The 24,379-nt window shown below is 44.8% G+C and carries 16 protein-coding genes and 1 pseudogene; 11 read left to right on the top strand and 6 right to left on the bottom strand.

Annotation, left to right across the window (positions count from 1 at the left end):
* Positions 1–163: 163 nt before the first annotated feature.
* A pseudogene (locus RIG27_RS25990) lies at positions 164–325 on the bottom strand (transposase); the annotation flags it as partial.
* A gap of 36 nt (positions 326–361) precedes the next feature.
* On the opposite strand from RIG27_RS25990, the gene RIG27_RS25985 reads away from it, so the two are divergent.
* Both RIG27_RS25985 and RIG27_RS25980 read left to right on the top strand, forming a co-directional pair.
* Positions 362–1,804 (top strand): RNA-guided endonuclease InsQ/TnpB family protein, encoded by a 1,443-nt coding sequence (locus tag RIG27_RS25985; protein ID WP_446350028.1) that lies wholly within the window; start codon positions 362–364, stop codon positions 1,802–1,804.
* Positions 1,805–1,899: 95 nt separating this feature from the next.
* Complete coding sequence (locus RIG27_RS25980; protein ID WP_446350027.1) at positions 1,900–3,525, top strand: DUF6798 domain-containing protein; 1,626 nt, start codon at positions 1,900–1,902, stop codon at positions 3,523–3,525.
* A 174-nt stretch (positions 3,526–3,699) separates the two neighbouring features.
* Here the strand turns inward: RIG27_RS25980 and RIG27_RS25975 are convergent, their stop codons facing one another.
* On the bottom strand, positions 3,700–3,912 hold the full coding sequence (locus tag RIG27_RS25975; protein ID WP_446350026.1) for a hypothetical protein: 213 nt from the start codon (positions 3,910–3,912) through the stop codon (positions 3,700–3,702).
* 14 nt (positions 3,913–3,926) lie between these two features.
* Between RIG27_RS25975 and RIG27_RS25970 the strand changes: the two genes are divergently transcribed.
* The 3 genes from RIG27_RS25970 to RIG27_RS25960 all read left to right on the top strand — a co-directional run bounded on the left by RIG27_RS25970 (position 3,927) and on the right by RIG27_RS25960 (position 9,082).
* Positions 3,927–5,690: a hypothetical protein gene (locus RIG27_RS25970; RefSeq protein ID WP_446350024.1), complete on the top strand. Its 1,764-nt coding sequence runs from the start codon at positions 3,927–3,929 to the stop codon at positions 5,688–5,690.
* A 66-nt stretch (positions 5,691–5,756) separates the two neighbouring features.
* Positions 5,757–7,442 carry a hypothetical protein gene (locus tag RIG27_RS25965; protein WP_446350022.1) on the top strand — a complete coding sequence of 562 codons (1,686 nt, stop codon included), beginning with the start codon at positions 5,757–5,759 and terminating at the stop codon, positions 7,440–7,442.
* A gap of 62 nt (positions 7,443–7,504) precedes the next feature.
* On the top strand, positions 7,505–9,082 hold the full coding sequence (locus RIG27_RS25960) for a glycosyltransferase family 39 protein (RefSeq protein ID WP_446350020.1): 1,578 nt from the start codon (positions 7,505–7,507) through the stop codon (positions 9,080–9,082).
* Here RIG27_RS25960 and RIG27_RS25955 read toward each other — a convergent pair.
* Positions 9,073–9,201: a hypothetical protein gene (locus RIG27_RS25955; RefSeq protein WP_446350018.1), complete on the bottom strand. Its 129-nt coding sequence runs from the start codon at positions 9,199–9,201 to the stop codon at positions 9,073–9,075. The two genes, RIG27_RS25960 and RIG27_RS25955, sit on opposite strands and share 10 nt — an antisense overlap.
* On the opposite strand from RIG27_RS25955, the gene RIG27_RS25950 reads away from it, so the two are divergent.
* Positions 9,181–10,848 carry a hypothetical protein gene (locus RIG27_RS25950; RefSeq protein ID WP_446350016.1) on the top strand — a complete coding sequence of 556 codons (1,668 nt, stop codon included), beginning with the start codon at positions 9,181–9,183 and terminating at the stop codon, positions 10,846–10,848. The genes RIG27_RS25955 and RIG27_RS25950 overlap by 21 nt on opposite strands.
* On the opposite strand, the gene RIG27_RS25945 is transcribed toward RIG27_RS25950, so the two are convergent.
* Complete coding sequence (locus tag RIG27_RS25945) at positions 10,831–12,387, bottom strand: DUF6798 domain-containing protein (RefSeq protein WP_446350014.1); 1,557 nt, start codon at positions 12,385–12,387, stop codon at positions 10,831–10,833. The two genes, RIG27_RS25950 and RIG27_RS25945, sit on opposite strands and share 18 nt — an antisense overlap.
* A gap of 94 nt (positions 12,388–12,481) precedes the next feature.
* Between RIG27_RS25945 and RIG27_RS25940 the strand changes: the two genes are divergently transcribed.
* Complete coding sequence (locus tag RIG27_RS25940; RefSeq protein WP_446350012.1) at positions 12,482–14,101, top strand: ArnT family glycosyltransferase; 1,620 nt, start codon at positions 12,482–12,484, stop codon at positions 14,099–14,101.
* Positions 14,102–14,164: 63 nt separating this feature from the next.
* Here RIG27_RS25940 and RIG27_RS25935 read toward each other — a convergent pair whose 3' ends face one another.
* Positions 14,165–15,079, bottom strand: coding sequence for a glycosyltransferase family 2 protein (locus tag RIG27_RS25935; protein WP_446350010.1), 915 nt, complete (start codon positions 15,077–15,079; stop codon positions 14,165–14,167).
* Positions 15,080–15,898: 819 nt separating this feature from the next.
* On the opposite strand from RIG27_RS25935, the gene RIG27_RS25930 reads away from it, so the two are divergent.
* The 3 genes from RIG27_RS25930 to RIG27_RS25920 are packed head-to-tail and all read left to right on the top strand — an operon-like array spanning position 15,899 to position 21,714.
* Positions 15,899–19,612: a PAS domain S-box protein gene (locus tag RIG27_RS25930; RefSeq protein ID WP_446350008.1), complete on the top strand. Its 3,714-nt coding sequence runs from the start codon at positions 15,899–15,901 to the stop codon at positions 19,610–19,612.
* A gap of 59 nt (positions 19,613–19,671) precedes the next feature.
* Positions 19,672–21,057 carry a hybrid sensor histidine kinase/response regulator gene (locus tag RIG27_RS25925; protein WP_446350006.1) on the top strand — a complete coding sequence of 462 codons (1,386 nt, stop codon included), beginning with the start codon at positions 19,672–19,674 and terminating at the stop codon, positions 21,055–21,057.
* Between the two features lie 57 nt (positions 21,058–21,114).
* Entirely contained in the window at positions 21,115–21,714 is a 600-nt protein-coding gene (locus RIG27_RS25920) for a hypothetical protein (RefSeq protein ID WP_446350004.1), read from the top strand.
* Positions 21,715–21,825: 111 nt separating this feature from the next.
* Here RIG27_RS25920 and RIG27_RS25915 read toward each other — a convergent pair whose 3' ends face one another.
* On the bottom strand, positions 21,826–22,596 hold the full coding sequence (locus RIG27_RS25915) for a hypothetical protein (protein ID WP_446350002.1): 771 nt from the start codon (positions 22,594–22,596) through the stop codon (positions 21,826–21,828).
* A 249-nt stretch (positions 22,597–22,845) separates the two neighbouring features.
* On the opposite strand from RIG27_RS25915, the gene RIG27_RS25910 reads away from it, so the two are divergent.
* Positions 22,846–24,105, top strand: a complete 1,260-nt coding sequence (locus RIG27_RS25910) for a DUF3747 domain-containing protein (protein WP_446350000.1) — start codon at positions 22,846–22,848, stop codon at positions 24,103–24,105.
* Positions 24,106–24,379 lie beyond the last annotated feature (274 nt).

Genomic DNA, 24,379 nt, shown 5'->3' with positions numbered 1-24,379 from the left:
GGATTGGTTAATTTATCGAGTCCGCCTCGACAAATCAACGGGTTCTGGGGGAGAGCTATTCACAGAGAAAGAGCGGGAGAACGGAAGCCCCGTTCCTTCACTTCGTTCGAGGACATGATTTTTAAATCGGGGATGAAGTTCGACGCGGCGAATTCATTCGCCGTCATCTTTTCTGGTTTTCAATATAACACCTAACTGTTTCATTGCTAACATTTACAGCGGTAGAAGCAAAATAAGAATGAGTCCACAAACAAGGAAGCATTAAGAGTTGCGGAAATTCTTGTCTAAGCAGTCGAGAACTTCTACCCTTAATTGCTTTTATGACTTATAGTATAGCAATAGCGACAGTACCTAGTCAGTCATGATTTTAAGCTACGTCTACAAACTACGTCCATCTGGCAGTCAGTCTGTCAAGATGGAGTCGTGGCTTAATATGCTCAGAAGCCATTACAACTGGTGTCTGGCTGACCGAATTGAAACTTATCGACAGCAGTTCATCCAAGGCGCGTACTGCAACCTAAGAACTTCATCAGAAGCTTATCCACTGACCTGCTGTATCGTCAAAAATGGAGCAACAGGAAACCCTTGGCAGAATAGCGGTAAAAAACGCAATGCTGGCACAATCCAAGACGCTGGACTGGTAGACCTTAAAGCCGCCCGTCCTTGGTACAAATCAATAGACTCGGATGTTTTACAGCGCAATATCGCTCGGTTGAATACTGCCTATAAAAACTTCTTTGATGGGCGAGGGTTCCCGGCATTTAAAAATCGCAGTAACTTTCGGTCGTTTGAATACAAACCTGGTCGGGTTAAGTTTAAAGGGGTCTTGGTCTATCTGCCTAAAATTGGCTGGATGCGCTTTTTCAATTCCCGTCCTATACCCGATGGATTTGCCATCAGGAGTGTGACAATCCGCCGCAGAACTGATGGATGGTTCATAAGTGTGCGACTAGAGGACAAGTCAGTCCCAATGGCTACACCCCGACCAACATCCGAGGTGAAAACGGCGGTTGGATTGGATATGGGCTTAACCCGATTAGTGCATTGTTCCGATGGGAGTGATATTCCCAATCCAAGGTTTGCTACTAACCAGAAGACTAAGCGGACTCTCTCGATTCGCCAACGCCGTGTCAGTCGCGCCAAGAAGGGTGGTCATAATCGCAAAAAACGAGTGGCAGAGGTAGCAAAACTGCACAGTAAGATAGCCAATCGCAGAAATGCTGGACGTAGGCAGGTAGCCAACAAACTAGTCAAAAAAGCCGATGCCATTGTAGTAGAAGACCTCAACGTTCAAGGCATGGTGAGGCGGTGTAAACCTAAGCCAGATGAGGGAACTGGACGCTTTCTGGCTAATGGTCAATCAGCCAAGCGGGGTCTAAATCGCTCCATTCTGGATGCCTCATGGGGAGAGTTGATCTCCAAGATTCAGTACGTGGCTGAGAAGTCAGGAAAGGTCTTGCTCAAGGTTGACCCACGAAACACATCCAGAGAGTGCAGTGCCTGTGGTCATATCGATAAAGCTAACCGGGATAGAGAGCGATTCATCTGTACCGAGTGCGGTCATTTCGATCATGCGGACAAGCAGGCGGCACGAAATATCAAACACAAAGCCGTTGTTGAATATGGCTTGAAACTAATTAAGGTACCCACGGACTGTGGGAAACCCAAACAGCTTTGTCTGTTTGAAACGCCCAGCACTGAATTAACAGTGTCTAAAAGGAGAAAATCCGGCGCTCAGTCGAGCAAACGCCGGGTGCCTGGGAACCTGGGAAGACAATTAGAGTTGTTTCCCCAGGGTATATAGAGCGTGAGTTCTATAGAATCTCCCTTTTTCTAAAAGGGAGAGTGTCAAACTACTATACTGGGCAACGAATATGGTTTAAGCCAGTGACCAACGAGATGATATCAAGCCATTCCATACAAACCAATCCGGTTAATCAAGAACGAACCCACTGGAAGCAAGTCAGCGTTCAAATTTTGGTCGTCACCGCATTCCTCAGTTTAGGGTTCCTGCTGGATGGCAATATGGGTGGCGGTAATGAAGTCAATATTTTACCCTTTGCCAGACAGTATGCTGACCCAAGTTGGATTCCCGGCGACTGGTATCTCAATCAGCCTCCGGGCTATCGCATCCCCTTCCTGGCGTTGTTTGGCTCAATGGCGGCGGCTTGGGGGTTTTTAGCCACGTCTTTAATCGGGCGGCTGTTGTGTTACACCTTAATGGCTTCAGGGTTAGTGTTTCTGGGTCGAAAGCTGGGGTTGAGTTTGCCGTTGCTGCTGTTGGCGGTTGGCTTATTTCTCTATGTGGATGACCATCAAGGGGTAGTTGCCCGTGAATGGTTGGTGGGAGGAGTTGAGCCGAAAGCTGTAGCTTACGGTTTATTGCTGTTCGCTATTGGGCTGATGTTAACGGGTCACTATCGCCTGATGGCACTTCTTTTGGGGCTAGCTACATTCTTCCACATTTTTGTCGGGGGTTGGGCGTCTCTGGTGATAGGAGGATGGTTGCTACTCAGACGCCACCGCCATTTTAGAAGTATTCGCTATCTGGGTTCCGTTGTCGCGATTTATCTAATCGCCAGTGCGTTATCGATTTACACGATTCTGGAACATTTATTGACACCTAGTCCTACAGGTGCTATTGAACCATCCTATGTTTATGTGTTTATCCGTACTCCTCATCACCTGAATCCCCTCTATTGGTCGGCGGAGTGGTGGATAAAACCGGCTGTTTACTTGCTGGTGTTGGCGCTGAGTGTGGGCATACTTTGGCGCCAGCGACAGTCTCAGGAACATGCAGTGCGGATGGGGTTGGCGGAGTTCACGCTACTGACGTTGATACCCTTTGGTTTAGGACTCGCGATCGCACCGTTTGATGATCAGGGTACGTTCTTACAATATTACCCGTTTCGGCTGGGGGATGTGATGTTACCCCTAAATACTTGTCTGCTGTTTGCTTGCGCCCTGGAGCAAAGCTTTATCGGTAAAGCACGACCCATTTTGTTATTTGTTTGTATTGTGTTATTGAGTGGGGCTTGTACTGTTCAGGCTGTACAATTTCACCACGCTTTCGTTGCACTATCTGAGTTTCCCAGTGAACAACAGGGGATAGACCCCGAAGGCAAGGCTATAAGTGATTGGATTCGCACGAACACCCCTGATGATGCGCTGATTGTTACACCCCCCGCAGAACTTACCCCCTTTACTTGGGTGGCAGAACGCCCCACTGTTGCCAAATTTAAGTTTATCCCCCCGACGAAAGTGGGAGTGTTGGACTGGTATGAACGTCTCACTGACTTGAGTGGTACACTCAACCCTTGGCCCCAACCGGGTGAACGAGTTACGTTCAGTAAGATGAAGCAGGCGCTTAGGGCTGGTTATAACAGCTTAACAACCGACCAAGCCCAGGCTGTGATGAATAAGTATGGCGCTGATTATCTGCTGACGAGTAGCACTCACCCTCTAGATTTTGCGATCGCGTATCAAAATTCGCGTTATATTCTCTATGCTAGGTCTTTGGAATAGGGAATAGGCAATAGTACAGAATGTCTTAACCTGCCTTTGTCAGGCTATAACGGTTTAATTTTAGGCAATGGTTCATGTCGATTTTTATTGGTTTTTCTGATACCTGATGCAGGGCGACCCGATAAGGTTTATGGGTGAATTGTGTTCATTTTTGCAGCGGGTCGCCCCTACGGTTCAATTGATATCAATAGAATTGATGGGGTATGCCAAATGTGGCGGTAAATAGTCGGACATTGCTTTACACATAAGACGAATGACCAATGAACCATGAACAATCAACAAATGACGAATGACAAATGACAAATGACGAATGACAAATGACGAATGACAAATGACAAATGACAAATGACGAATGACGAATGACAAATGACGAATGACAAATGACAAATGACAAATGACAAATGACGATAAGAGCCCTTAACCTTAACTTTTCCCACCTACTTACGGGCAAAGTCTCTCGCACTCAGCAGGTGTTTTGGTTGAGTTTGAGCTTGACTTTTGCCGCTATTTATGCATATCCGGCACTACAAGAGGCGTTGAGTCATGACTATATTGTGCAGGATGATGCGCGGCAGCATGTGTTTTGGATGCGTCGGTTTCTGGATTCACAGTTGTTTCCTGGGGATTTGATTGCCGATTATTTTCAATCGGTTGCACCTTGGGGATACGCAACATTTTACCGCATCTTTGCCGCAGTAGGAATTGATCCGATGACGTTAAGTAAGATTTTACCCTTAGGGTTAGGATTGGTAGCTACTGCCTACTGTTTTGGTATTACTCTACAAATTTTGCCTGTACCCGTGGCGGGGTTTATCGCATCATTACTATTAAATCAAAATCTCTGGATGAGAGATGATTTAGTATCGGCAACACCTGTAGCGTTTGTCTATCCCCTATTTCTCGCTTTTTTATATTATCGGTTGCGACGATGGTTACTGCCAACCCTTGTCGCGATCGCACTTTTGGGGGTATTTTATCCTCAGTGTGTCTTGATTGTGGCTTTTTTGTTGATTGTTCAGCTAGGGCGGTGGGAACAAGGGCGGTTTCAGTTATCGCCAGTGCGCTCAGATTATTGGTTCTGTGGGTGGGGATTGGCAGTCACATTTGTGGTTCTTTTCCCCTATTTAAACCCGTCAGAATTTGGTTCTGTAATTACGGTAACACAAGCAAGGAGTTTACCTGCTTTTTCGGCTAAAGGATGGTCAAGTTTTTTTAATGATGACCCCTGGAATTACTGGGTTTGTGGTAAGCGTAGTGGGATGCTACCGACGGAATGGTGTCGGTTGATGGCAAAGTATTCGATTCTTTTAGTACCGCCACAGGTTTGGGTGAGTTTTTCGTTGCCGTTTCTGTTGAACTATCCCTCTCGGTTTCCTTTAGTTAAACGGGTGAGTGGGGGTATTTGGCTGTTACCTCAGATGCTGTTGGTATCGATTGCCATGTTTGTCGCGGCTCATTTGTTTCTATTTAAGCTACATCTTCCGAATCGGTATACGGAACATAGTTTACGGATTTTGGTGGCGTTGGCGGCGGCTGTGGCGCTGACTATTTTATTGGATACAGTTTTACAGGTGGCTCAAACTAAAGGGAAACCGCTTTTGGGGGTTGGGTTTACGGGGGGTTTGATGGCTATTCTTTTGGTTTATCCCAGTATTTTGCAAGCGCATGATTATCCGTTTCCGATTCGTCGTTACACGGTGGGAACTATGCCGGAACTTTATGTGTTTTTACAACAACAACCGAAGGATACGGTAATTGCTTCGTTGACGGAGGAAGCGAATAGTTTACCGACGTTTGCCCAGCGGACGATTTTAGTCGGGGGGGAAGGTTATGCGTTGCCTTATCATTTGGATTATTACAATGAAATGTATCAGCGGACGGTTGATTTGATTGAGGCTCAGTATAGTTTAGATGAGGGAAGGGTGCAAGATTTTATTCGGCGGTATGGGGTTGATTTATGGTTAGTTGAACGGGGGGCGTTTACGCCGGAGTATGTGATGGGTAATCGTTGGATTCAAGAGTATGAGTCGGCGGCGACGAGGGCGAGGTTGAGTCTGGCAGGGGGAGGGGTTCCGGTTTTGGTGGAGAGGATGGAAGGATGTAGGGTGTTTGAGGGGGAGGGGTTGGTTGTTTTGTCGGCGGATTGTTTGGGTATTAGTTATTGAAGAATGACAAATGACAAATGACAAATGACAAATGACAAATGACAAATGACAAATGACAAATGACAAATGACGAATAAGATATCTCGTTCTCAGATTATCGTTTGGTTGAGTCTTAGTTTGACGTTTTCTGTGGTTTATAGTCTTTTGGCACTTCAGCAGGCGTTTAGTAGTGACTATTTGGTGGATAGTGATGCTAGACAGCATGTGTTCTGGATGCAACGGTTTTTGGAGTCGGGGTTATTTGCTGATGATTTAATTGCCGATTATCATCAGTCGGTTGCTCCAGTTGGGTATGCGACGCTGTATCAGATTATGGCAGGTTTGGGGATGAATCCACTGGTATTTAATAAGCTGGTGCCGACTGTTTTGGGGGTGATTACTACGGGTTACTGTTTTGGTATTGGTTGGGAATTGTTACCTCTGCCAATTGCTGGATTTACGGCGTCTCTATTGCTGAATCAAAATCTTTGGACAACCTATACTCTGATTTCGGGTACGCCAAGAGCGTTTGTTTATCCAATCGTGTTGGCGTTTTTGTACTATGTGTTGCGGCGTTCATTATTTCCTTGTTTGGGTGCGATCGCGCTTTTGGGGGTATTCTATCCTCAGTATGTGTTGATCTGTGCGGGAATCCTGATTTTGCGGATGGGAGACTGGCAAGGGGGGCGATGGCGGCTTTCACCGAATCGCTGGGATTATTGGTTGGCTGGGTTGGGATTGGCGGTGGCGATTCTGGTATTGCTACCCTACACTGTACAGTCTAGTGAATTTGGTCCTGCGATCGCGGCGTCTGCGGCGAGAGGGTTACCGGAGTTTATGCCTGAGGGGAGAACCCCTTTTTTTGATGCGAATCCTTGGGAGTTTTGGCTGTTTGGCAAGCGTAGTAGTTTTTTGGGGGGATTGTCTCTACCGCCGTTACTGTATCTGGGGTTGCTTTTACCAGTGCTGTGGCGCTATCCCTCCCGCTTTCGCTTGGTTAAGCAGGTGACGAGGGGTGTGGTTATTTTACCGGAGATGGTGATAACGGCTGGTGTGACATTTGTTCTCGCCCACGTTTTCTTGTTTAGGCTACATCTGCCGATTCGGTATACTACCCATAGCCTGCGAATTGTTATGGCATTAGCGAGTGCGATCGCGTTTGTGGTAGTTGTAGATTCATTGGTTTATTGGGCAAGGGTTACTTCTCGCCCCTCTAGACGATACTTGGCTTGGGCAGTTACGGCAGTTTTGGGGATGATACTTATTTTCTATCCCTGTTTTGTGAGTTTCCCGTTGACTCGATATAAACAAGGTCAATATCCCAGTTTATATGAATTTTTAGCTCAACAACCGCAGCCGAGTCTGATTGCTTCCCTTGATGAAGAAGCTAATAATTTACCGACGTTTTCCCAGCAGCCGGTTTTAGTCAGTGAAATGTATGCGATTCCCTATCATGTCGGGTACTATACTCAGATTCGGCAACGGGCAATTGATTTAATTCAGGCTCAGTATAGTCCAGACTTATCTCAGGTACAACAGTTTATTCAACGCTATGGCGTCACCTTTTTTTTAGTGCATCGTGCCGCTTTTACACCTGACTATATTTTGGGGAGTAATTGGTTGATGCAGTATCCCCCAGCGAAAGCCGCGATTACTCAGTTACAGGTAGGAATAAATCCCGCCTTGTCTAAAGTTACAGCACAGTGTAGTGTATTCGATACGGATGCTTTGATGGTTCTAGACGCGCAATGTATTATGGGGATTGCTGAATAAAGAAAGCCGGGGTGCCTTAAACCCGCCCTTCTAAGGCAGCGGCAGGAAGTTAGAGTGAGAACATGAAAGAAATTCGTCATCATGTCATAATAGCTTGTGTGGCACTAACCATCATCTTAGGTTTATTTTTCCGCTTCGCCAACCTAGGAAAAAAGGTCTATTGGACGGATGAAATTTATACATCAGTTCGCGTCTCTGGACATACCATTCAAGACTATAGTCAGGATAACTTCAACGGCGGGATAATTCAAGTTAAAGCCTTACAGGATTATCTGCAACCTCGCCCTCAAAACGGCTTAAGCGATACGATGAAGGCATTAGTCAACAAATCAGAGCATCCACCGTTATATTATTTAATGGCTCATTTCTGGGTGCGCTGGTTTGGCAATACTCCCTCTGTCACTCGCAGTTTATCCGCCCTCATCAGTCTATTGGTATTTCCGGCGATGTATTGGTTATGTCGGGAGTTATTTGCATCTCCGATAACCGGATGGATTGCCGTTTCCCTGATTGCCGTTTCTCCGGTTCATATCCTCTATGCCCAAGAAGCACGGCAATATAGTTTGTGGACAGTAACTATATTACTATCCTGTGCCGCTTTATTGCGAGCCATGCGAATGAAAACGCCAGGAAATTGGGGGATTTATGCCGTAACTCTGTCACTCGCACTCTATTCCCATTTACTCTCATTTCTGGTGTTAATCGCTCAAGCCATCTACGTCGCCGCCATGAATCGCTGGCGGTTAACTCAACAGTTCAAGGCATATCTGTTCGCCTTAACCGGAGCAATAGTAATATTCTTACCCTGGTTCGTCTTAATTCGCGAAGTTCGAGCCACAGGTTGGACATCAAAAGATATCCCACTATGGATTCTGTTCAAACGCTGGATATTTAATCTAGCTGCCGTATTTTTTGATCCGCAAATTAGCTACGATAAGCAACTATTCGATATTCGCTATGGTATGGATAATGGACAATTTGGGCTTAACTATCCATTAACCTATCTCGTCATCCCGATTCTACTCCTAGTAGCTTACGCCATCTATTTTCTGATTCGCACCACCCCGAAACAGGATTGGTTATTTGTCCTAATTTTAATCAGTATCACCGCACTTCCTTTAGCCTTACCCGATTTACTAGGGCGGGGACAACGTTCAACAATTGCCCGTTACCTCATCCCTAGTTTTTTAGGGATTCAGTTAGCGGTAGCTTACTTACTCAGCGTCAAAATAACTCCCAGTTTTGCCAAAACTAGACAACAGCAACTGTGGCAAGTGGCAACCATTATTTTAATCTCCCTAGGCATTTTATCCAGTGCGGTAAGTTCTCAATCCGAAACCTGGTGGAACAAATACACCAACTACTATGACCCACAAGTCGCTCGGATTGTCAATCAATCTCCCACCCCCTTAGTCATCAGTAGCAGCGTCGTGAGAACCACATCGCTGAGTTATTGGCTCAACCCCGAAATCCAATTAATAGTAATCGAAGCCCCCCCACTTCCCGACAATCTCAATCAATTTAGCAATGTATTCTTATTTCAACCCACCAATAACTTACGTGCTGAACTCGAACAGCAATCCCCCTATCAAATAAAACCCGTCTATGAATTAGGATGGCTTTGGCAAATTTACAAATGACAGGTAGAACGGTAAAAAGGTAATAAAATAACTACAGCTATGATAACGAATGACGAATGACAAATGACGAATGACAAATGACGAATGACAAATGACGAATGACAAATGACAAATCCCAACCCAGAGTAATTTTCTGGTTATCTCTCAGCCTCATCATTGCCACCAGTTATAGCCTATTAGCCCTAAAACAAGCCTTCAATTCCCCTTATATCGTCCAAGATGACGCCAGACAACACGTCTTTTGGATGCAGCGATATATAGATTCCCAATTATTCCCCAATGACACCATTGCCGATTATTTCCAAACCGTCGCTCCCGTCGGCTACAAAACCCTCTACCAACTCATCGCCAACCTAGGAATCGCACCCCTAACCCTGAGTAAACTCCTCCCCCTACTCCTCACCCTCATCACCACAATTTACGCCTTTGCCCTCACCCGACAACTCCTCCCCCTACCCATCGCCGGATTTATTAGTTCCCTGCTCGTCAATCAAACCCTGTGGATGCGGGATGATTTAGTCTCCGCCACACCCAGAGCATTTGTCTACCCATTACTCCTCGGATTCTGGTATTATCTAATCAAGCGATCGCTAATTCCCAGTTTAGGTGCGATCGCGCTGCAAGGATGGTTCTATCCCCAAAGTGTCCTCATCTCCAGTGGACTATTAATTCTCCAGTTGGGGAAATGGCAAAGGGGGAAACTGCGACTGTCGCGTGAAACGAAGGATTATTACTTCAGCGCGGCGGGTTTACTCGTAGCATTTTTGGTAATGTTACCCTACGCCCTCACCCAATCCGACTTTGAGCCAATTATTACCGCCACGCAAGCCAAGGATATGCCAGAATTCTGGGCGGGGGGGCGAGCCAGCTTTTTTACCGATAACTTCTGGGATTTCTGGTTAAACGGCGATCGCAGTGGACTTCTCCCTCGACGCCAATCCCTTCCCATCTTACTATACGCCGCCCTCTTATTACCCTGTTTCGGAAAAATTCCCCAACACTTCCCCCTAACTCGACAGATTCACCCCTCAATCATCCTCCTCCCCCAAATTCTCCTCATCTCCCTGACTCTATTTTTTACCGCCCATTTACTCCTCTTCCACCTCCATTTACCCAGTCGTTACACTGAACACACTTTACGACTCCTACTTCCCATCGCCACAGGAATCGCCCTAACCATCTTATGTCATGGACTATTCCAGAAAACCCAAATCCTCGCCATCGGTTTCGCCACAATCCTCGCCGGAATCCTACTATTCTACCCCCTCCTCGTCCCAAACTTCCCCAAAACCGCCTACGAAATCGGAACAGCACCTCAACTCTACCAATTTTTCACCCATCAACCCAAAGATAGCCTTATCGCCTCCCTATCCCCAGAAACCGATAACCTCCCCACCTTTACCCACCGTTCAATTTTAGTCAGTTGGGAATACGCCATCCCCTATCATCTCAGCTATTACCTCCCCTTGCGCCAACGCGCCATTAACTTAATTCGCGCTCAATACAGCCCTGACGCCAACGAGATCAAAACATTCATCCAAAAACACTATATAGACTTTTGGCTAATCGACCAATCCGCCTTTACCCCCGACTACATCACCCACAACAAATGGATACAACAATTTCCCGATGTCGCCACAGAAGCCAGCCTGAAATTAGAACAAGAAATCCCCTTAGCCCTCCCCCCCTTAATTCGCCAATGTACCCTCTTTCACACCCAAAAATTCACCGTCTTAGACGCCAAATGTCTAGTAAGGGCTTGGTAACCAAGCCCCTACTCGATACACCCCATAATGCTCATCGCGAAACAACTCCTCCAACCCCTCACACCCCCAATCAAACTGCTCGCGCTCCAAAACAACATGAGTAATCCGATACCTATCCCGTAACTCCCCCAAAACCCGACACCCCTCTCCATAAAACCCTTGAGCCAACTGCAGCCGACTATACCACTCAATCACCTCCCTATCCTTATACGGATGAGACTTAAAATTAACCAAAATCGGCGCCCCCGTATATAACCGAAACTTCCGTAACCGCTTACTATCCGGCGGAACCAAATAAACATCCCCCGATACTCTCGTCTGCTTCACAAACTCCATCATCGGCGTCGTCTTATCCTTCCCATAAAACGAAATAGCCTGCTCCACCGCCCCCGCCAAAACCAAAACCGATAGGATAAATAACGTCACCCGCGCCACCAACCGCTGATGCTGAATCATCGGATTACGGTAGTCTTCAAACGCCCAAGAAACCAAACCCGCACCAATAATACAACTCGATAACGGCACCAAAAAGACAGACAATCGCCAAGGCGCGATAAACGCCAACGTATCAGAATTCAACTGAATTTCAGCCACCGTTAACCCTATCGCCATCATCCCAGGTAACAGCAACACCAGAAACAGCTTTGTTTGCCGCACCAAATAAACCGCCAACGCCACTATCCCCGCCTGAATATAAGGCACCTCATTATCCAACCAAACCTCAGGTAACGAATGGTGCGGCGTTCTAAACTCAACAATAATTTCCTGCGCCTTGCGCCAAATCTCCGGATTCGTAGCGCTGAAGGTGAAATACATATAACAAAAAACGGGTAAAACCAGAATCAACGATAAAACACCAACCGCTAACGCCTTCCGACTATTGAATTCATCCTTTAAAATAACCCCCATATACGATAACGTCAGGATAGCAGCACTCGGCAAATACGTCGGATGAAACGTCGTCGCCAACGCTAACGACGATACCGCCAAAAACGGTTTCCGACTCAGAAACAGCCAAATCGACAACAGGATAAACGCGCCAAAATTACACGGCTGAAACACTTGTCCCAGAATAAATTGATCCGCCACACCCGCATGAAAATGCCAGCCCGTATCAAAATGTCCCACTTTGATATGTACCGTGTGCAGCGCAATAAACACCGTGAAAAACACCCAATACTTCAACCCGGAATAGCCAATCTTGTAGACATGATTGACAATCCCCAAAATACTATAGGCATACACCCCGAAAATAAGGATGTAATACCCATAAAACATCCATTTTGGATGGATATACTGATAGGTAAACTGGACTAAAAAACTAAAAGCCGGCAACGGATCAATCGTATTCGCCAGCCAGTCTTCTGACAACAACCCATAACCGGCTTTCGCTAAACCTTGTAAAAACTTAGTATTCTGATTATCGGGTGAGTTATAGATGGGATCTTGAGTATAAGCGATGCCAAAAACCAGGGCAACAGCCAAAAACCGGGCGATAGATGAAAATGACTGGCTACGGGGGGTTGCCTTAACCTTCATACCTAAAATCGATGACTCAGCCTGTTGGAATAGATCCTTAGCAATCCTACACTATAATGACTCAAATGGAAATCACGGCAGGGAGGATAATCAGTTGAAGATTGCTGTACCATCAAAGGCGTTTGTTAATGGAGCCTTTTGCGGCTTAGTGATTTTTAGTCTATTGATTAACCTTTGGGGAATTAACTGGGGGTTACCCAGTTTTAACGGCTGGGCGGCGGATGAACTTACGCCGATACGAGTGTTGGAAGCCGTGGAACAAGGATTTGCCAATGGATGGCATTATAAGTATCCACCCTTTCATTTTTATATCCTCACAGTTTTCTATTCCCCTGTCTTGCTCTTGCATAAACTGGGTGTCGTAAATGTCTATAGTTTACCCACCTATACCCTGTTATTTTATATCGGCAGAGTCCTCAGTCTGATCCTAGCCGCCGGGATTTTAGGGATTGTCTATAAACTTGGACAAGAACTCTATGATCAACAATCAGCGTTCTTCGCAGCAGTAATCGCTAGCTTAAATTTACCATTTATTTATTATGCAAAAACAATTAACCTGGATATTCCCTATTTATTCTGGTTCATGCTATCTCTATTCTTTTATATCCGCATCTTAAAAGCGCAAAAAACTAGGGATTATGTATTATTTGCTGCAACAGCCGCGATCGCGGTTGCCACCAAAGACCAAGCCTATGCCTTCTATATCTTAACCTCTGGCTTTATAGTATGGCAGCACTATCGGTATTTGCAGCAACGTGATCCAGCCGTCACCCTAAAAACCGCCCTGAAAGACCGAAAAATTCTGCTTTCTTTAGCTGTAGGACTTGCCTTATTTCTCGCTATCCATAACGTTATATTTAACTTAAATGGCTTCTTTGCTCATGTCAATGATATTACCTCAGGGGGCGCCACCATCAGTCCTCGATTTGAGCGCAGTCTTTGGGGACACCTAATCATGTTTTGGCAAAGCTTGAGGCATATTAGAGTATCATTTGGCTGGCTTTTATCCGGACTCTGTATCCTGGGTTTGCTCAAGGCGTTTTGGCAACGAAAACACTATTATCTCCTCTGTTTACTGATTCCGATTGTCTCGTATTATTTATTCTTTGTCAGCATTGTCATGTATAACGCGCTGCGTTATCTGTTTCCCGCCTGTCTAATTTTGGCGTTTTTTGGCGGTAAGCTAATCGGGGATTTCCTCAACTCATCTACCCAGCTATTTCGAGTTAAAATATTATCCATTATTGCTGTATTTATTTATACATTTTTTTACACCACATCCGTTAATGTATTAATCACCCATGATTCGCGATACATTGTTGAACAATGGATGACAAAAACCATTACCTCCAACGATTTTATTTTAGGAGCCGGTGACGCTAAATATTTACCCAGATTAGAAAAATTTAGCTCAGAAAGTCTCAAGCGCCCGACTCTGGAAACTCTCAAGCAGAAAGATCCAGATTATATTATTGGCACGAGTGCCTATGATAGTCGTCGCTTTGAAGCCAATACCCCTGAGTCTGAATTTTTCTCTCAATTAGAGACAGAAGAACTCGACTACGATTTAGTGTTTCAGTATAAAGCCAAGCCGCAATGGGATTTACTCAATCATGAAGAATTAGGCTATCGACATATCAATCGTATGTACGTTTACTCCAACTTTGATAAAATTAATCCGGAGATCAGGATTTACCAAAAGAGTAGTCAGTAAGTCATTCATCCTTGGTAAGAGTTTTAGCGAAATTTAGGTATCCCAATCTCAAGGCTGAATAGCCTATATCCGATTACTGCGTTTGTCAATCATATCTGCCAAAAGCGCAAACATACCGATTTGGGTAGCCGCAACAAAAAGGATCAGAGTCGATTCCGTTAAATCCTGGCGAATAAAGACATCTTGAAACAGTGAGATTAAGAAGCCAGCAAAGAATAAACTTGCCACCGGAAAAAAGATTCGCATGGGTGCAAAATATACACCCATCCGGAGAATTAACTGAATAAACCCTAAGGTGTCGCGGATTGGCTTAATTTTGCTTTTGCCAACTCGATGATAGTAATCAATCGGTTCATAATGGACGATATAATTATTCGTGAGCATGGCAATTGTAATCGTGGTGGTAAAACTGAAGGTATCCGGGAGAATCGTCAAGAAACGTTCTACCACAGGCTTGCGGAACACACGCATTCCACTATTTAAATCAGGAATGCGATACTTCGTCACCCACTGGGCGAAGCGGACAAGAAACCACTTGGGAATCTTGCGAATTCGGGAATAACGAACATTAGCTCCAATCCTCGCCCCAACTACCATATCGGCTTGATTTGCCAGTTTTACTAAGTCGGGAATGCGTTCATTCGGATAGGTGCCATCGCCGTCTGTAATCGCGATAATCGAGTATTTGGCATATCGAATTCCTGTCTTTAGTGCTGCACCATATCCTCGATTGATTCCATGTTGGATTACTTGAATCGTGGGATACTGTTGTAAAATTTTACCCGTGTGATCGGTTGAACCGTCATTGACGACAATAATTTCCGACTGACAGGGTACAGACTTGAGAATGCTCTGCAAGTGTTCCAGTGTAGCCCCAAGACTTTTTTCTTCATTATAGAGGGGGAGGATCAGCGAAAAATCAGGGAAAGTTCCTGACACTAAGGTGGATACCTCACCCCATTGCTGACTATCTGGCATTACTAATCTATTCCCCGGACGAAATAAGAGTTTAGCTTATTTCAGGATACCATCCTGACTGGCTCTCCCTTAAATCGATGATAACCGTTTCGCCTTAGCTAATTTTTTTTTGAGGGTGGGAATTCAATTTTTAATAATTTTATAAAAGGCTCTAATCAACGACTCATTGCCAAGCTAGGCGACATGGCATAATTCAGGAACGGGTTGTACTTTTTCGCGTTTGCTACTGCCAACTTTATAAGATTTTACAACAGAAAGCTCGAAAAGCTGGGAGGCATTCAGGTGTGAGTATGGTTCAAGGGATTCAGGCATAGCTTGGTAACAATGGGGACAAAACCAGTAGACTTGGTGAGAGCGAATGTGCCTGAGTAAGGTGTGTGAGCAACAAAGACATGTATGACTAAACATCTTCTTCCTTCCTATTTGCAGTAGAGTTCAGTTCCGGTACAATACCGTTATTGGCGTTGTTTGACGAGACTGTAGGGTGTGATACAATCTATGACAACTCTGCTTTATCTCTAGACTAAAACCGAAATCTGAGGAAATTCTGAGGATAAAAATCTGTTTCAAAAGTTTAGAGTTTCCTGACTGTGGTGAATCGGACAAGATTATTAAAAGAGTATTAAATAAAAGCTATTTAATTTATTTTTGTGATACGCAATCAGGCGGATCAGGGGTCACAGTGTCAAACCGGGGTGTCAAAATAGGGATTCGATCGCGATCGCACTGTAGATAGTAGTATGCCCCAACCCAGGATCTGCCGCATCAATGGCGGAATAACGGGTTGGGGCAAACGTCACGCGAAAGCAAGAATACAGTATGGTTATCCATTACTCGGCTAGCAACCCCAGCCCAACCCAACCCGCAAACCCGACTTCATGCCCATTTCAGGAACAAAAGGGGGATTCTGATGCTTGTGCATTTCTAGCCATCTTCAATGACTCCCTCGATGCCATGGTTATTACCGACAGTCGGGGAAAAGTACTCAAGGCAAATCGGACAGCTTGTGAGTTATTTAAATTATCTCACGATCAACTGCTGCATCGCCATATCAAGGAGACTACACCGATTAGTATTCATCACTGGCGCCCCTTTCTCGCCCAAGGGCGAATCACCCATAACTTTTGTCTGTGGCGTTCCGATGGGACTCAACGAGATGTAGAATTAGAAGGCATCGCCAATATGTTGCCAGATCATCATCTATTAATTTTTCGAGATGTAACCGAACGTCAGCAAGCGGAAAAGGCATTGCGGCAATCGCAGTATGTCATTGAACAAATTAGTCAATCCATTTCCGCTATTGTTTATATTTACGATATCATCGAACAACGGAATATCTATAGTAATCGCACCATTACTGATATTTTGGGGTATTCTCCGGAAGCAGTCCAAGCCATGGGAGACACCCTGTTTACGCAACTGATGCACCCGGACGATTTAGCCAACGTATCGGCACGAATGGAACGCTTGGCGACAGCTTCAGAGCGAGAAATTATCGAAACCGAATACCGAATGCGTCGTGCAAATGGGGAATGGTGCTGGCTTTATAGCCGAGATACAGTGTTTACCAAAACTCCCGATGGCAAACCCCAACAAATTTTAGGCGTCGCCACCGATATTACCACGATAAAATTAGCTGAAACCAAAATATTAAGCTTGAATGCTGAATTGGAACAACGGGTGAAAGAACGCACTGAAGCCTTACAGCAAGCCAATGAAAAACTCAAACGAGAAATTCGCGATCGCCAACAGGCTGAAAAAACTCTACGAGAGAGTGAAGAACGATTCCGGTCTATTTTTGAGAATGTCTCGGTGGGAATTGCCCTGCTGGATCTCGACGGGTATATTCTGACAGCAAACGAAGCCAATTGTCGGTTCCTAGGCTACTCCCCCGATGAAATTATCGGGATGCATTTTTCTCGGTTGACTCACCCAGAAGACTTATCTCTGGATACCGACTTATTTGATTCAATCGTGTGCGGAAAACGCACAAACTACACCATCGATAAACGCTATCTGCGCCAAGATGGGGCTTGTGTTTGGGGTCGGATCACGGTATCGGTAATTAAACATGATGATGGTTCACCCCGATATATTGCCATCGTTTGTGAGGATATCAATGATCGCAAACAAATGGAAGAGGTATTGCGAGAAAGTCAGCAGAAATATAAAACCCTGTTTCAAATCTTTCCGATTGGTATTTCTATTGCTGATCAAGGGGGAAATATTATTGAAGCCAATGAAGCCAGTCAGGAAATTTTAGGACTATCCCGCCAAGAACACACCAGTCGTACTTATGATGCTCCCAATTTGCCCATTATTCGACTCGATGGTACTCCCATGCCAGCCTCTGAATTTGCCAGTGTTCGCGCTTTAACCGAAAACCGAGTCATTGAAAACATGGAAATGGGAATCGTCAAAGCCAAGGATAAAATCACTTGGATTAGCGTCACCGCCGCCCCCATTCCTCTCCCCGATTACGGCGTTGCCATTGCCTACATTGACGTTAGCGATCGCAAGCGCATGGAAAAGGCATTACGGGAAAGCCAACAAAAATATAAAACCCTGTTTCAAATCTTACCCATTGGCATTTCAATCACCGATAAACAGGGGAATCTGATTGAAGCGAATGCGGCGAGTGAGAAAATTTTTGGGCTATCGGTTTCTGACCGAATTCATACCAAATATGTTTCGCCCAACTTGAAAGTTATCCGACCGGATGGTACGGTGATGCCACAAGCAGAATTTGCCAATGTTAGAGCGTTAACCGAAAACAAAGTTATCAAAAACCATGAATCGGGAATCGTTAAGCCAGATGGAAAAATCACTTGGATCAGTGCCACAGCTTCACCCATTCCCTTACGCGATTCCGGTGTGGTTGTTGCCTATTTAGATATTACCGAACGCAAGCAAGCCGAAGAAGCCCTCCAGAAAGCGACAGAATTAGCCGTTCGAGAAGCCAAACGCAGCGAAATTGCTAACCGTGCCAAAAGCGAATTCTTGACCAATATGAGTCATGAACTCCGCACGCCGTTAAATGGTATTTTAGGGTATGCTCAACTGCTCAGACAAGACACAACCTTAACTAACCAACAGCACCATAATTTGACCATCATTCACCAATGTGGTGAACACCTGCTCACGTTAATTAATGACATTCTCGACTTAGCTAAGATTGAAGCGCAAAAGATGGAACTCTATCCCACAGAGTTTCACTTGCCGAACTTTCTCCATAGTCTTGCTGATTTGTTTCAGTTACGTGCCCAACAAAAAGATATTATCTTTACCTATCAAGTGCTTTCGCCACTTCCGAATGGGGTGATGGCGGATAACAAACGACTGCGACAGGTTCTGTGTAATTTACTCAGTAATGCGATTAAGTTTACGGAGCGGGGTGATGTGACATTTAGGGTGAGTGTTGTTAATCGAACCCATGTAAAATCTGTCTCTACAAATCATACCCTCGAAGCAAAAATTAGTCAGGGCGGGTTTTGTACAAACGTTACCATCAATAGTCAAAATCAAGTCCCTAAACCCGCCCCTACAAACCCTGATCTTGATCCAAGCGAAGGGTTAAGAATCAACCATCAACCATCAGCAAAACTTCGCTTTCAAATTAAAGATACAGGTGTGGGTATTGAGCCAAGTCAATTAGCCCAAATCTTTTTACCCTTCCATCAAGTCAGCGCTCATAGCCATGCGACTGAAGGAACGGGACTAGGATTGGCGATTAGCCAGAAATTAATTCAACTGATGGGGAGTGAAATTAAGGTGAAGAGTATTCCCGGTAAAGGAAGTGTATTCTGGTTTGATATTAATTTACCCTTAGTATCAGGATGGCAGGAACCCAATCCATCTACCCAACGCCGGATTACAGGTTTCAAAGGGGACAAACGGAAATTAATGATTGTGGATGATAATAGAGTTAATCGTGCTCTATTGCGGGCGATGCTAAAGCCTGTAGGGTTTGAAATCTTAGAGGCGGTTGATGGTCCAGATTGTTTGCACAAGGTTGTCGAGTTTTATCCTGATCTGATTTTAATTGACTTAGTGATGCCAGGGATAGATGGATTGGAAACCACGCGCCGAATGCTAAAGTTACCCCAACTCCAGGATAGGGATATCGTCGCGATCGCGCTTTCTGCAAGTGTCTACCCCCAGATTCAGCAGGAGAGTCTCGCCGCCGGGTGTCGGGGTTTTCTCGCCAAGCCTGTGGAAACCCAGCAACTTCTCGACGCGATCGCGCACCATTTAGAACTAGAATGGATTTATTCCCAACCTCAATTCCCCTCCCCAACTGAGGCGACTACTCTAACCCAGACGCCGATTATTTCCCTACCCTCATCAGAAATTACAGCATTAGCTGATTTAGTTAAAATGGGGGATATCCAAGGCATTATCGAACGCGCTGAATCTCTAGCCCAACAAAATTCGCAATTTGAACCCTTAACCAGCCAAATTTGTCAGTTAGCGAGAGGGTTTCGATTGAAACAACTGCGGGAACTGATTCAAGATTATCTTGTTGATGGTTGATAGTTCATGAATCACTATATGTCTGAATTGTTTGCTTGTTTCATCATTGATCATTGCTTATGACCATTCAAGTTCCGGATAAAAGTAAACTGCTTATTGTCGATGATAACCCCACCAATTTAGGGTTTCTCTTTGAGTATTTAACTAAATCTGACTTTAAAGTCTTAGTCGCTTTAGATGGAGAAAGTGCGATTGAACAAGTGCACTATGCCCAGCCGGATCTGATTTTATTAGATGTAATGATGCCGGGATTGGATGGATTTACAACCTGTAAATGCCTAAAATCTGATCCATCAACTCAAGATATTCCCGTAATTTTTATGACCGCACTCTCCGATACTGTCGATAAAGTCCAAGGCTTTAAAATTGGTGCGGTTGATTATATCACCAAACCCCTACAACCGGAAGAAGTATTGTGTCGCGTCCAAACCCATCTTGCCTTGAGAAATCTGCAAAAGCGACTCATTGACCAAAATCAAAAACTATTGCATTCACAAGAGAAGGAACGGCAAAGATCCTTAGAACTTGAGCAGGCATTAAAAAAATTACAACAAACCCAACTTCAACTTATCCAATCTGAAAAAATGTCAAGTTTGGGTCGGATGGTTGCCGGAATCGCCCACGAGATTAATAATCCGTTGAATTTTATCTACAGTAATGCCTCAATTACAAAAAATTATCTGGAAGAACTCTTACACTTACTTCATTCTTATCAACGCACCTACAACAATCCCCTCCCCGAAATTGTTGCAGAAACTGAAGCCATTGACCTGGATTTTTTGCAGTCAGATTTACCCAAAATTCTCAACTCAATGCAAGTGGGAGCGGAACGAATATGTCAGATTATTCTGTTGTTGCGGAGTTTTGCTCATTTGGATGAATCCGATTTTAAATTAACGGATATTCATCAAGGAATTAATAATACACTATTTTTGTTACAGCACTGTCTTAAATCTAAGTCAGACCGACCAGCTATTCGAGTGATTAAAGAGTATATCGATCTGCCTAAAATTGGCTGTTATGGGGGTCAGCTCAACCAAGTGTTTACGTATATTATCACCAATGCCATTGAAGCCATTGATCAGCAGAAAGAGAAATGGGGAATAGGCAAGAATGGGTTTGAATCGAGTCCGCCAACGATTTGGATTTGTACGGAAATTAAAGACAATACCAATGTGGTTATTAAAATTGCCGATAATGGTTTAGGGATGAATGATCAGGTCAAACGCCAAGTCTTTGATCCTTTTTTTACGACCAAGCCTGTGGGTTCAGGAACAGGGTTAGGTTTGGCTATTAGTTATCAGATTATTGTAGAAAAGCACAAAGGTCAATTACAGGTGAATAGTCAACTGGGAAAAGGAACAGAATTTGTGATCGAGATCCCCTTGGGTTTGGATGAGAAATCTCAATCAGGAATGATGGATAAAGAACGTTTTTTAGAGTAATTCTCAATACCTTGCTGTTTCTTTCTGTTCCTTCCTGTTTCTTAATCTCTTAGCCTAATGTCCTACAGCCAGTTTACACTTGCCAAAGCCGTGGCAGATTTTAATCTCGTCTTGGTTGAGGTTCCGCAATTTCTGCCCGAAGTTGCTCCGATTACACCGTCACCCACATTAACGGAATTCCTAGAAACGAGTCTGCCTTTAACAGCCACAGGGAGTGAAAAGGCGCGATCTGAGGGCATTATTTACCCAATTCTCTGGGAAGTAAAACGTCTTTTATTTTCTCAAGTTAGCTTGTTTTCAGGAGAAGAGTTTGATGTCGATTCCACTGTGGGTTTAAATGGGATCTGTGATTTTATTTTGTCTCGTTCCGTTGAGCAACTTTTTATTCAAGCCCCAGTGGTAATACTGACTGAAGCGAAGAAAGCAGATATTCGCACGGGATTAGGTCAATGTGTGGCGGAAATGGTAGCGGCGCAACGGTTTAATGCGGCGGCGGAACGTTCGATTACAACCGTGTATGGCTGTGTAACCAGTGGTACGCAGTGGCGGTTTCTGAAGCTGGAGGGACAAACGGTAACGATTGCGCTAACCGATTATCCGTTACCTCCAGTTGATCAGATTCTGGGATTTCTAATTTGGATGGTGAGGGAAGGTTAATTGTAGGGGCGGGTTTAGCCGTTTACTGAACGGGTGTATCCACAACTGATCAACAAAACCCGCCCTCTTTTTGTTTTGATTTGAACTAAATGACATAAGACATAAGACAAATTATGCCGTCTTGAAAAACCGGATAATTTCGCGAATGTGATCCAGGAATTGACTATCTGTGGTTAATTGCGCGATCGCTTGTTGGGCTTCCCGGGCTAGACGCCTGTGTTCCGCCTCATTCTGGGCTTCGAGTTGATCAAAAGAAGCGCGGAGACGGGCGACATCTTTGCGCGTTTCTTCCCAGTTACGGTTCTGCATCGCTACCCAAGACTGCTTATTTTCGGGATCGAGTTGGGGTTGGATCTGTCTGATATCCTGTTCTAAGTTTGAGACGCGATCGCGTAGTTGATACACATCCTCACGAGGATACTTAAACTCCCGGCGAATCATCGCTAAACGGGCAGCTAAATACTCATAGAGTCGGATTGCTGGGCGTAAGGCGGTTAACAACAATGCTGCACCCGAACTCACATAACCTACCGCACTAATCCCCATAGCCGCTAGCGTGTAAAGCCCAATGGCAGATAGAATATGTAAAGCTATCGCCACCCAGAGCGATCGCGTTGCTACCACTTGAGCATAATTAACCTGTTTGGTGTCAATCTGCATCCCCTTTTCCGCCGATTGCGCCGCATCTACTAAAACAGACTTGGCTTCAAAGTGGACATTCCAGGGAACTGTCACAACCACCAATAGCCACCAAAAACTGGCAACTCCAATCACCCAATCCAGAAAATGTCCGGCGCTGATATGCAACCATTGCAGGATGCCAAATATCAGTAGGGTAATGATTCCCAATGCCCCACTCCATCCGATAAAGTTGAATAACATATCCTGTGACCTGTAAGTGTGAAACGTTTTCCCCGATCATGCTTAGCGGTTCTAGGAATAGGGGTTCAGCTTGTGATAGTTTCTGTTGTTTCACAAGGATGCACCGGATCGGATTGATTGTTAAGAAATATTAAATAAACGCTAAAAACTGAGGAATCTGGGAAACTTTTATATGTCTGAGTCATCACAGACGTTGTGCAGAGGAAAGTTTTGAAGGACTATAAACCTACAAGGATTGAAGCGGACAAGATGAGAAAACGTGCATTTTTCACACAAGTAGCCACCCTAGCCACGATCGCCCTATCTAGCGTCATCGCGAATAAATCAGTGGCGGCGACATTTGAGCAAATTCCGGTTGAGCAAAATAAATTTATTGCGGTTGCTGCACCTTTTGGCGAGAGTTCCCATCAACTGTTGATTATCGAACAAAAAAGCAATGCGCGGCAATGTTGGAGTGAAAGTGGCAGTAATCCTGTTATCGTTGATCCCTTATTATTAAACTTTGACTTTAGTGGGATTTGCGGACGTAGCACCGATAGCAATGGCTATTCAATCCGCATGGCGGGTGAAGATTTGGGCTTAGATTATTTACTAAGAATTGTTGAACGCAATGGTGAATTGGTACTGATAGGAACAAATAGCCGCGATCGCAGCGCCCCAGAGGTTATAGTCGGTAAAACCCAAGGATTAGCCAATGGGTTTGTCAAAATAGTCTTAGAACCCGGTTGGGACTTTGCCCGACGTTCCTATCAAGGTAAACCATTGGGTCATATTTATCTGGCAAATAGTCAACCCTTAAGCAGTATTGGTACAGGTAGCGGTTCCGGTACAGGTTCTAACCCAGGCACAGGTTCCGGTACAGGTTCTAATCCAGGTTCTAACCCAGGCACAGGTTCAGGGACTGGCAATCCAATGGTAACCTTTCCTGATGTTGCCAATGACATTTATGCCAATGAAATTCAGCAAGCCGTGGCAATGGGATTTATTGCTGGATTTAGAGAAGATAACACATTTAGACCGCAAGCGGCTTTAACTCGTGAACAATTGGTTTCGATTATTTTTGAGGCACTGAATCAACTTCCCAACGCCAATCTAGAACTTCCTGCTCAAGTTACCTTTGCCCCTTATCCTGATGTTAATCCCTCCCGATGGAGTGCGGCGAAAATTCAATGGGCGCGGGATAATAACATCATTAGTGGTTATGCGGATGGAAAATTTCGACCCACACAATCGGTGACTCGTGCTGAACTGATGGCAATGGAACGACGGGCGGCGGAGTTTGCCTTAACCCTGCAAGGTCAGCCACCGACGCTGACAGCGAATCAGTCTGCTTTACAGTTTAGCGATATTCAGGGTCATTGGGCAGATGCACTGATTACTCAAATGTCTGCTTATTGTCGAGTGGCGTCTCCGTTAAATGAAAGGGGGAGTGATTTTTATCCGAATAGCCAAGCCCAACGGAATTATGCGGCGGCGGCGACGGTGCGAATGCTTAATTGTGTGAAATGATTGGTCATTGGTCATTGGTCATTGGTCATTCGTCATTTGTTTGAATTGTATGTCAAATAATGTCCGAACTTTGGGGAATGGTGTTTCCAAAATGGGATGCTCCCCAAGAAACCGCTAGTTTAGCACACGCTTGTCCGGAAGAACCAACTAGATCAGGGCACGATAGTATCGTGCCCCTACTAAATTAATTATCCTTAAGCTGTGGTAGGGACACGGCATTGCCGTGTCCTATTATCACCATCGTAGTCTAAACTTCAGTTGATTAGCAAGCGTT

The sequence above is a fragment of the Coleofasciculus sp. F4-SAH-05 genome (assembly GCF_040222985.1).
GTDB classification, from domain to species: Bacteria; Cyanobacteriota; Cyanobacteriia; order Cyanobacteriales; family Coleofasciculaceae; genus Coleofasciculus; species Coleofasciculus chthonoplastes.
Note: the sequence above shows the minus strand (reverse complement) of the source record. Positions and strands in the feature narration are given on the sequence as shown.

Excerpts from the sequence above, each read along its gene's own strand:
- RIG27_RS25985 (WP_446350028.1), top strand. The coding sequence starts at position 362 with ATGATTTTAAGCTACGTCTACAAACTACGTCCATCTGGCAGTCAGTCT.
- RIG27_RS25980 (WP_446350027.1), top strand. The coding sequence starts at position 1,900 with ATGATATCAAGCCATTCCATACAAACCAATCCGGTTAATCAAGAACGA.
- RIG27_RS25970 (WP_446350024.1), top strand. The coding sequence starts at position 3,927 with ATGACGATAAGAGCCCTTAACCTTAACTTTTCCCACCTACTTACGGGC.
- RIG27_RS25965 (WP_446350022.1), top strand. The coding sequence starts at position 5,757 with ATGACGAATAAGATATCTCGTTCTCAGATTATCGTTTGGTTGAGTCTT.
- RIG27_RS25960 (WP_446350020.1), top strand. The coding sequence starts at position 7,505 with ATGAAAGAAATTCGTCATCATGTCATAATAGCTTGTGTGGCACTAACC.
- RIG27_RS25950 (WP_446350016.1), top strand. The coding sequence starts at position 9,181 with ATGACAAATGACAAATCCCAACCCAGAGTAATTTTCTGGTTATCTCTC.
- RIG27_RS25945 (WP_446350014.1), bottom strand. The coding sequence starts at position 12,387 with ATGAAGGTTAAGGCAACCCCCCGTAGCCAGTCATTTTCATCTATCGCC.
- RIG27_RS25935 (WP_446350010.1), bottom strand. The coding sequence starts at position 15,079 with ATGCCAGATAGTCAGCAATGGGGTGAGGTATCCACCTTAGTGTCAGGA.
- RIG27_RS25930 (WP_446350008.1), top strand. The coding sequence starts at position 15,899 with ATGGTTATCCATTACTCGGCTAGCAACCCCAGCCCAACCCAACCCGCA.
- RIG27_RS25925 (WP_446350006.1), top strand. The coding sequence starts at position 19,672 with ATGACCATTCAAGTTCCGGATAAAAGTAAACTGCTTATTGTCGATGAT.
- RIG27_RS25920 (WP_446350004.1), top strand. The coding sequence starts at position 21,115 with ATGTCCTACAGCCAGTTTACACTTGCCAAAGCCGTGGCAGATTTTAAT.
- RIG27_RS25915 (WP_446350002.1), bottom strand. The coding sequence starts at position 22,596 with ATGTTATTCAACTTTATCGGATGGAGTGGGGCATTGGGAATCATTACC.
- RIG27_RS25910 (WP_446350000.1), top strand. The coding sequence starts at position 22,846 with ATGAGAAAACGTGCATTTTTCACACAAGTAGCCACCCTAGCCACGATC.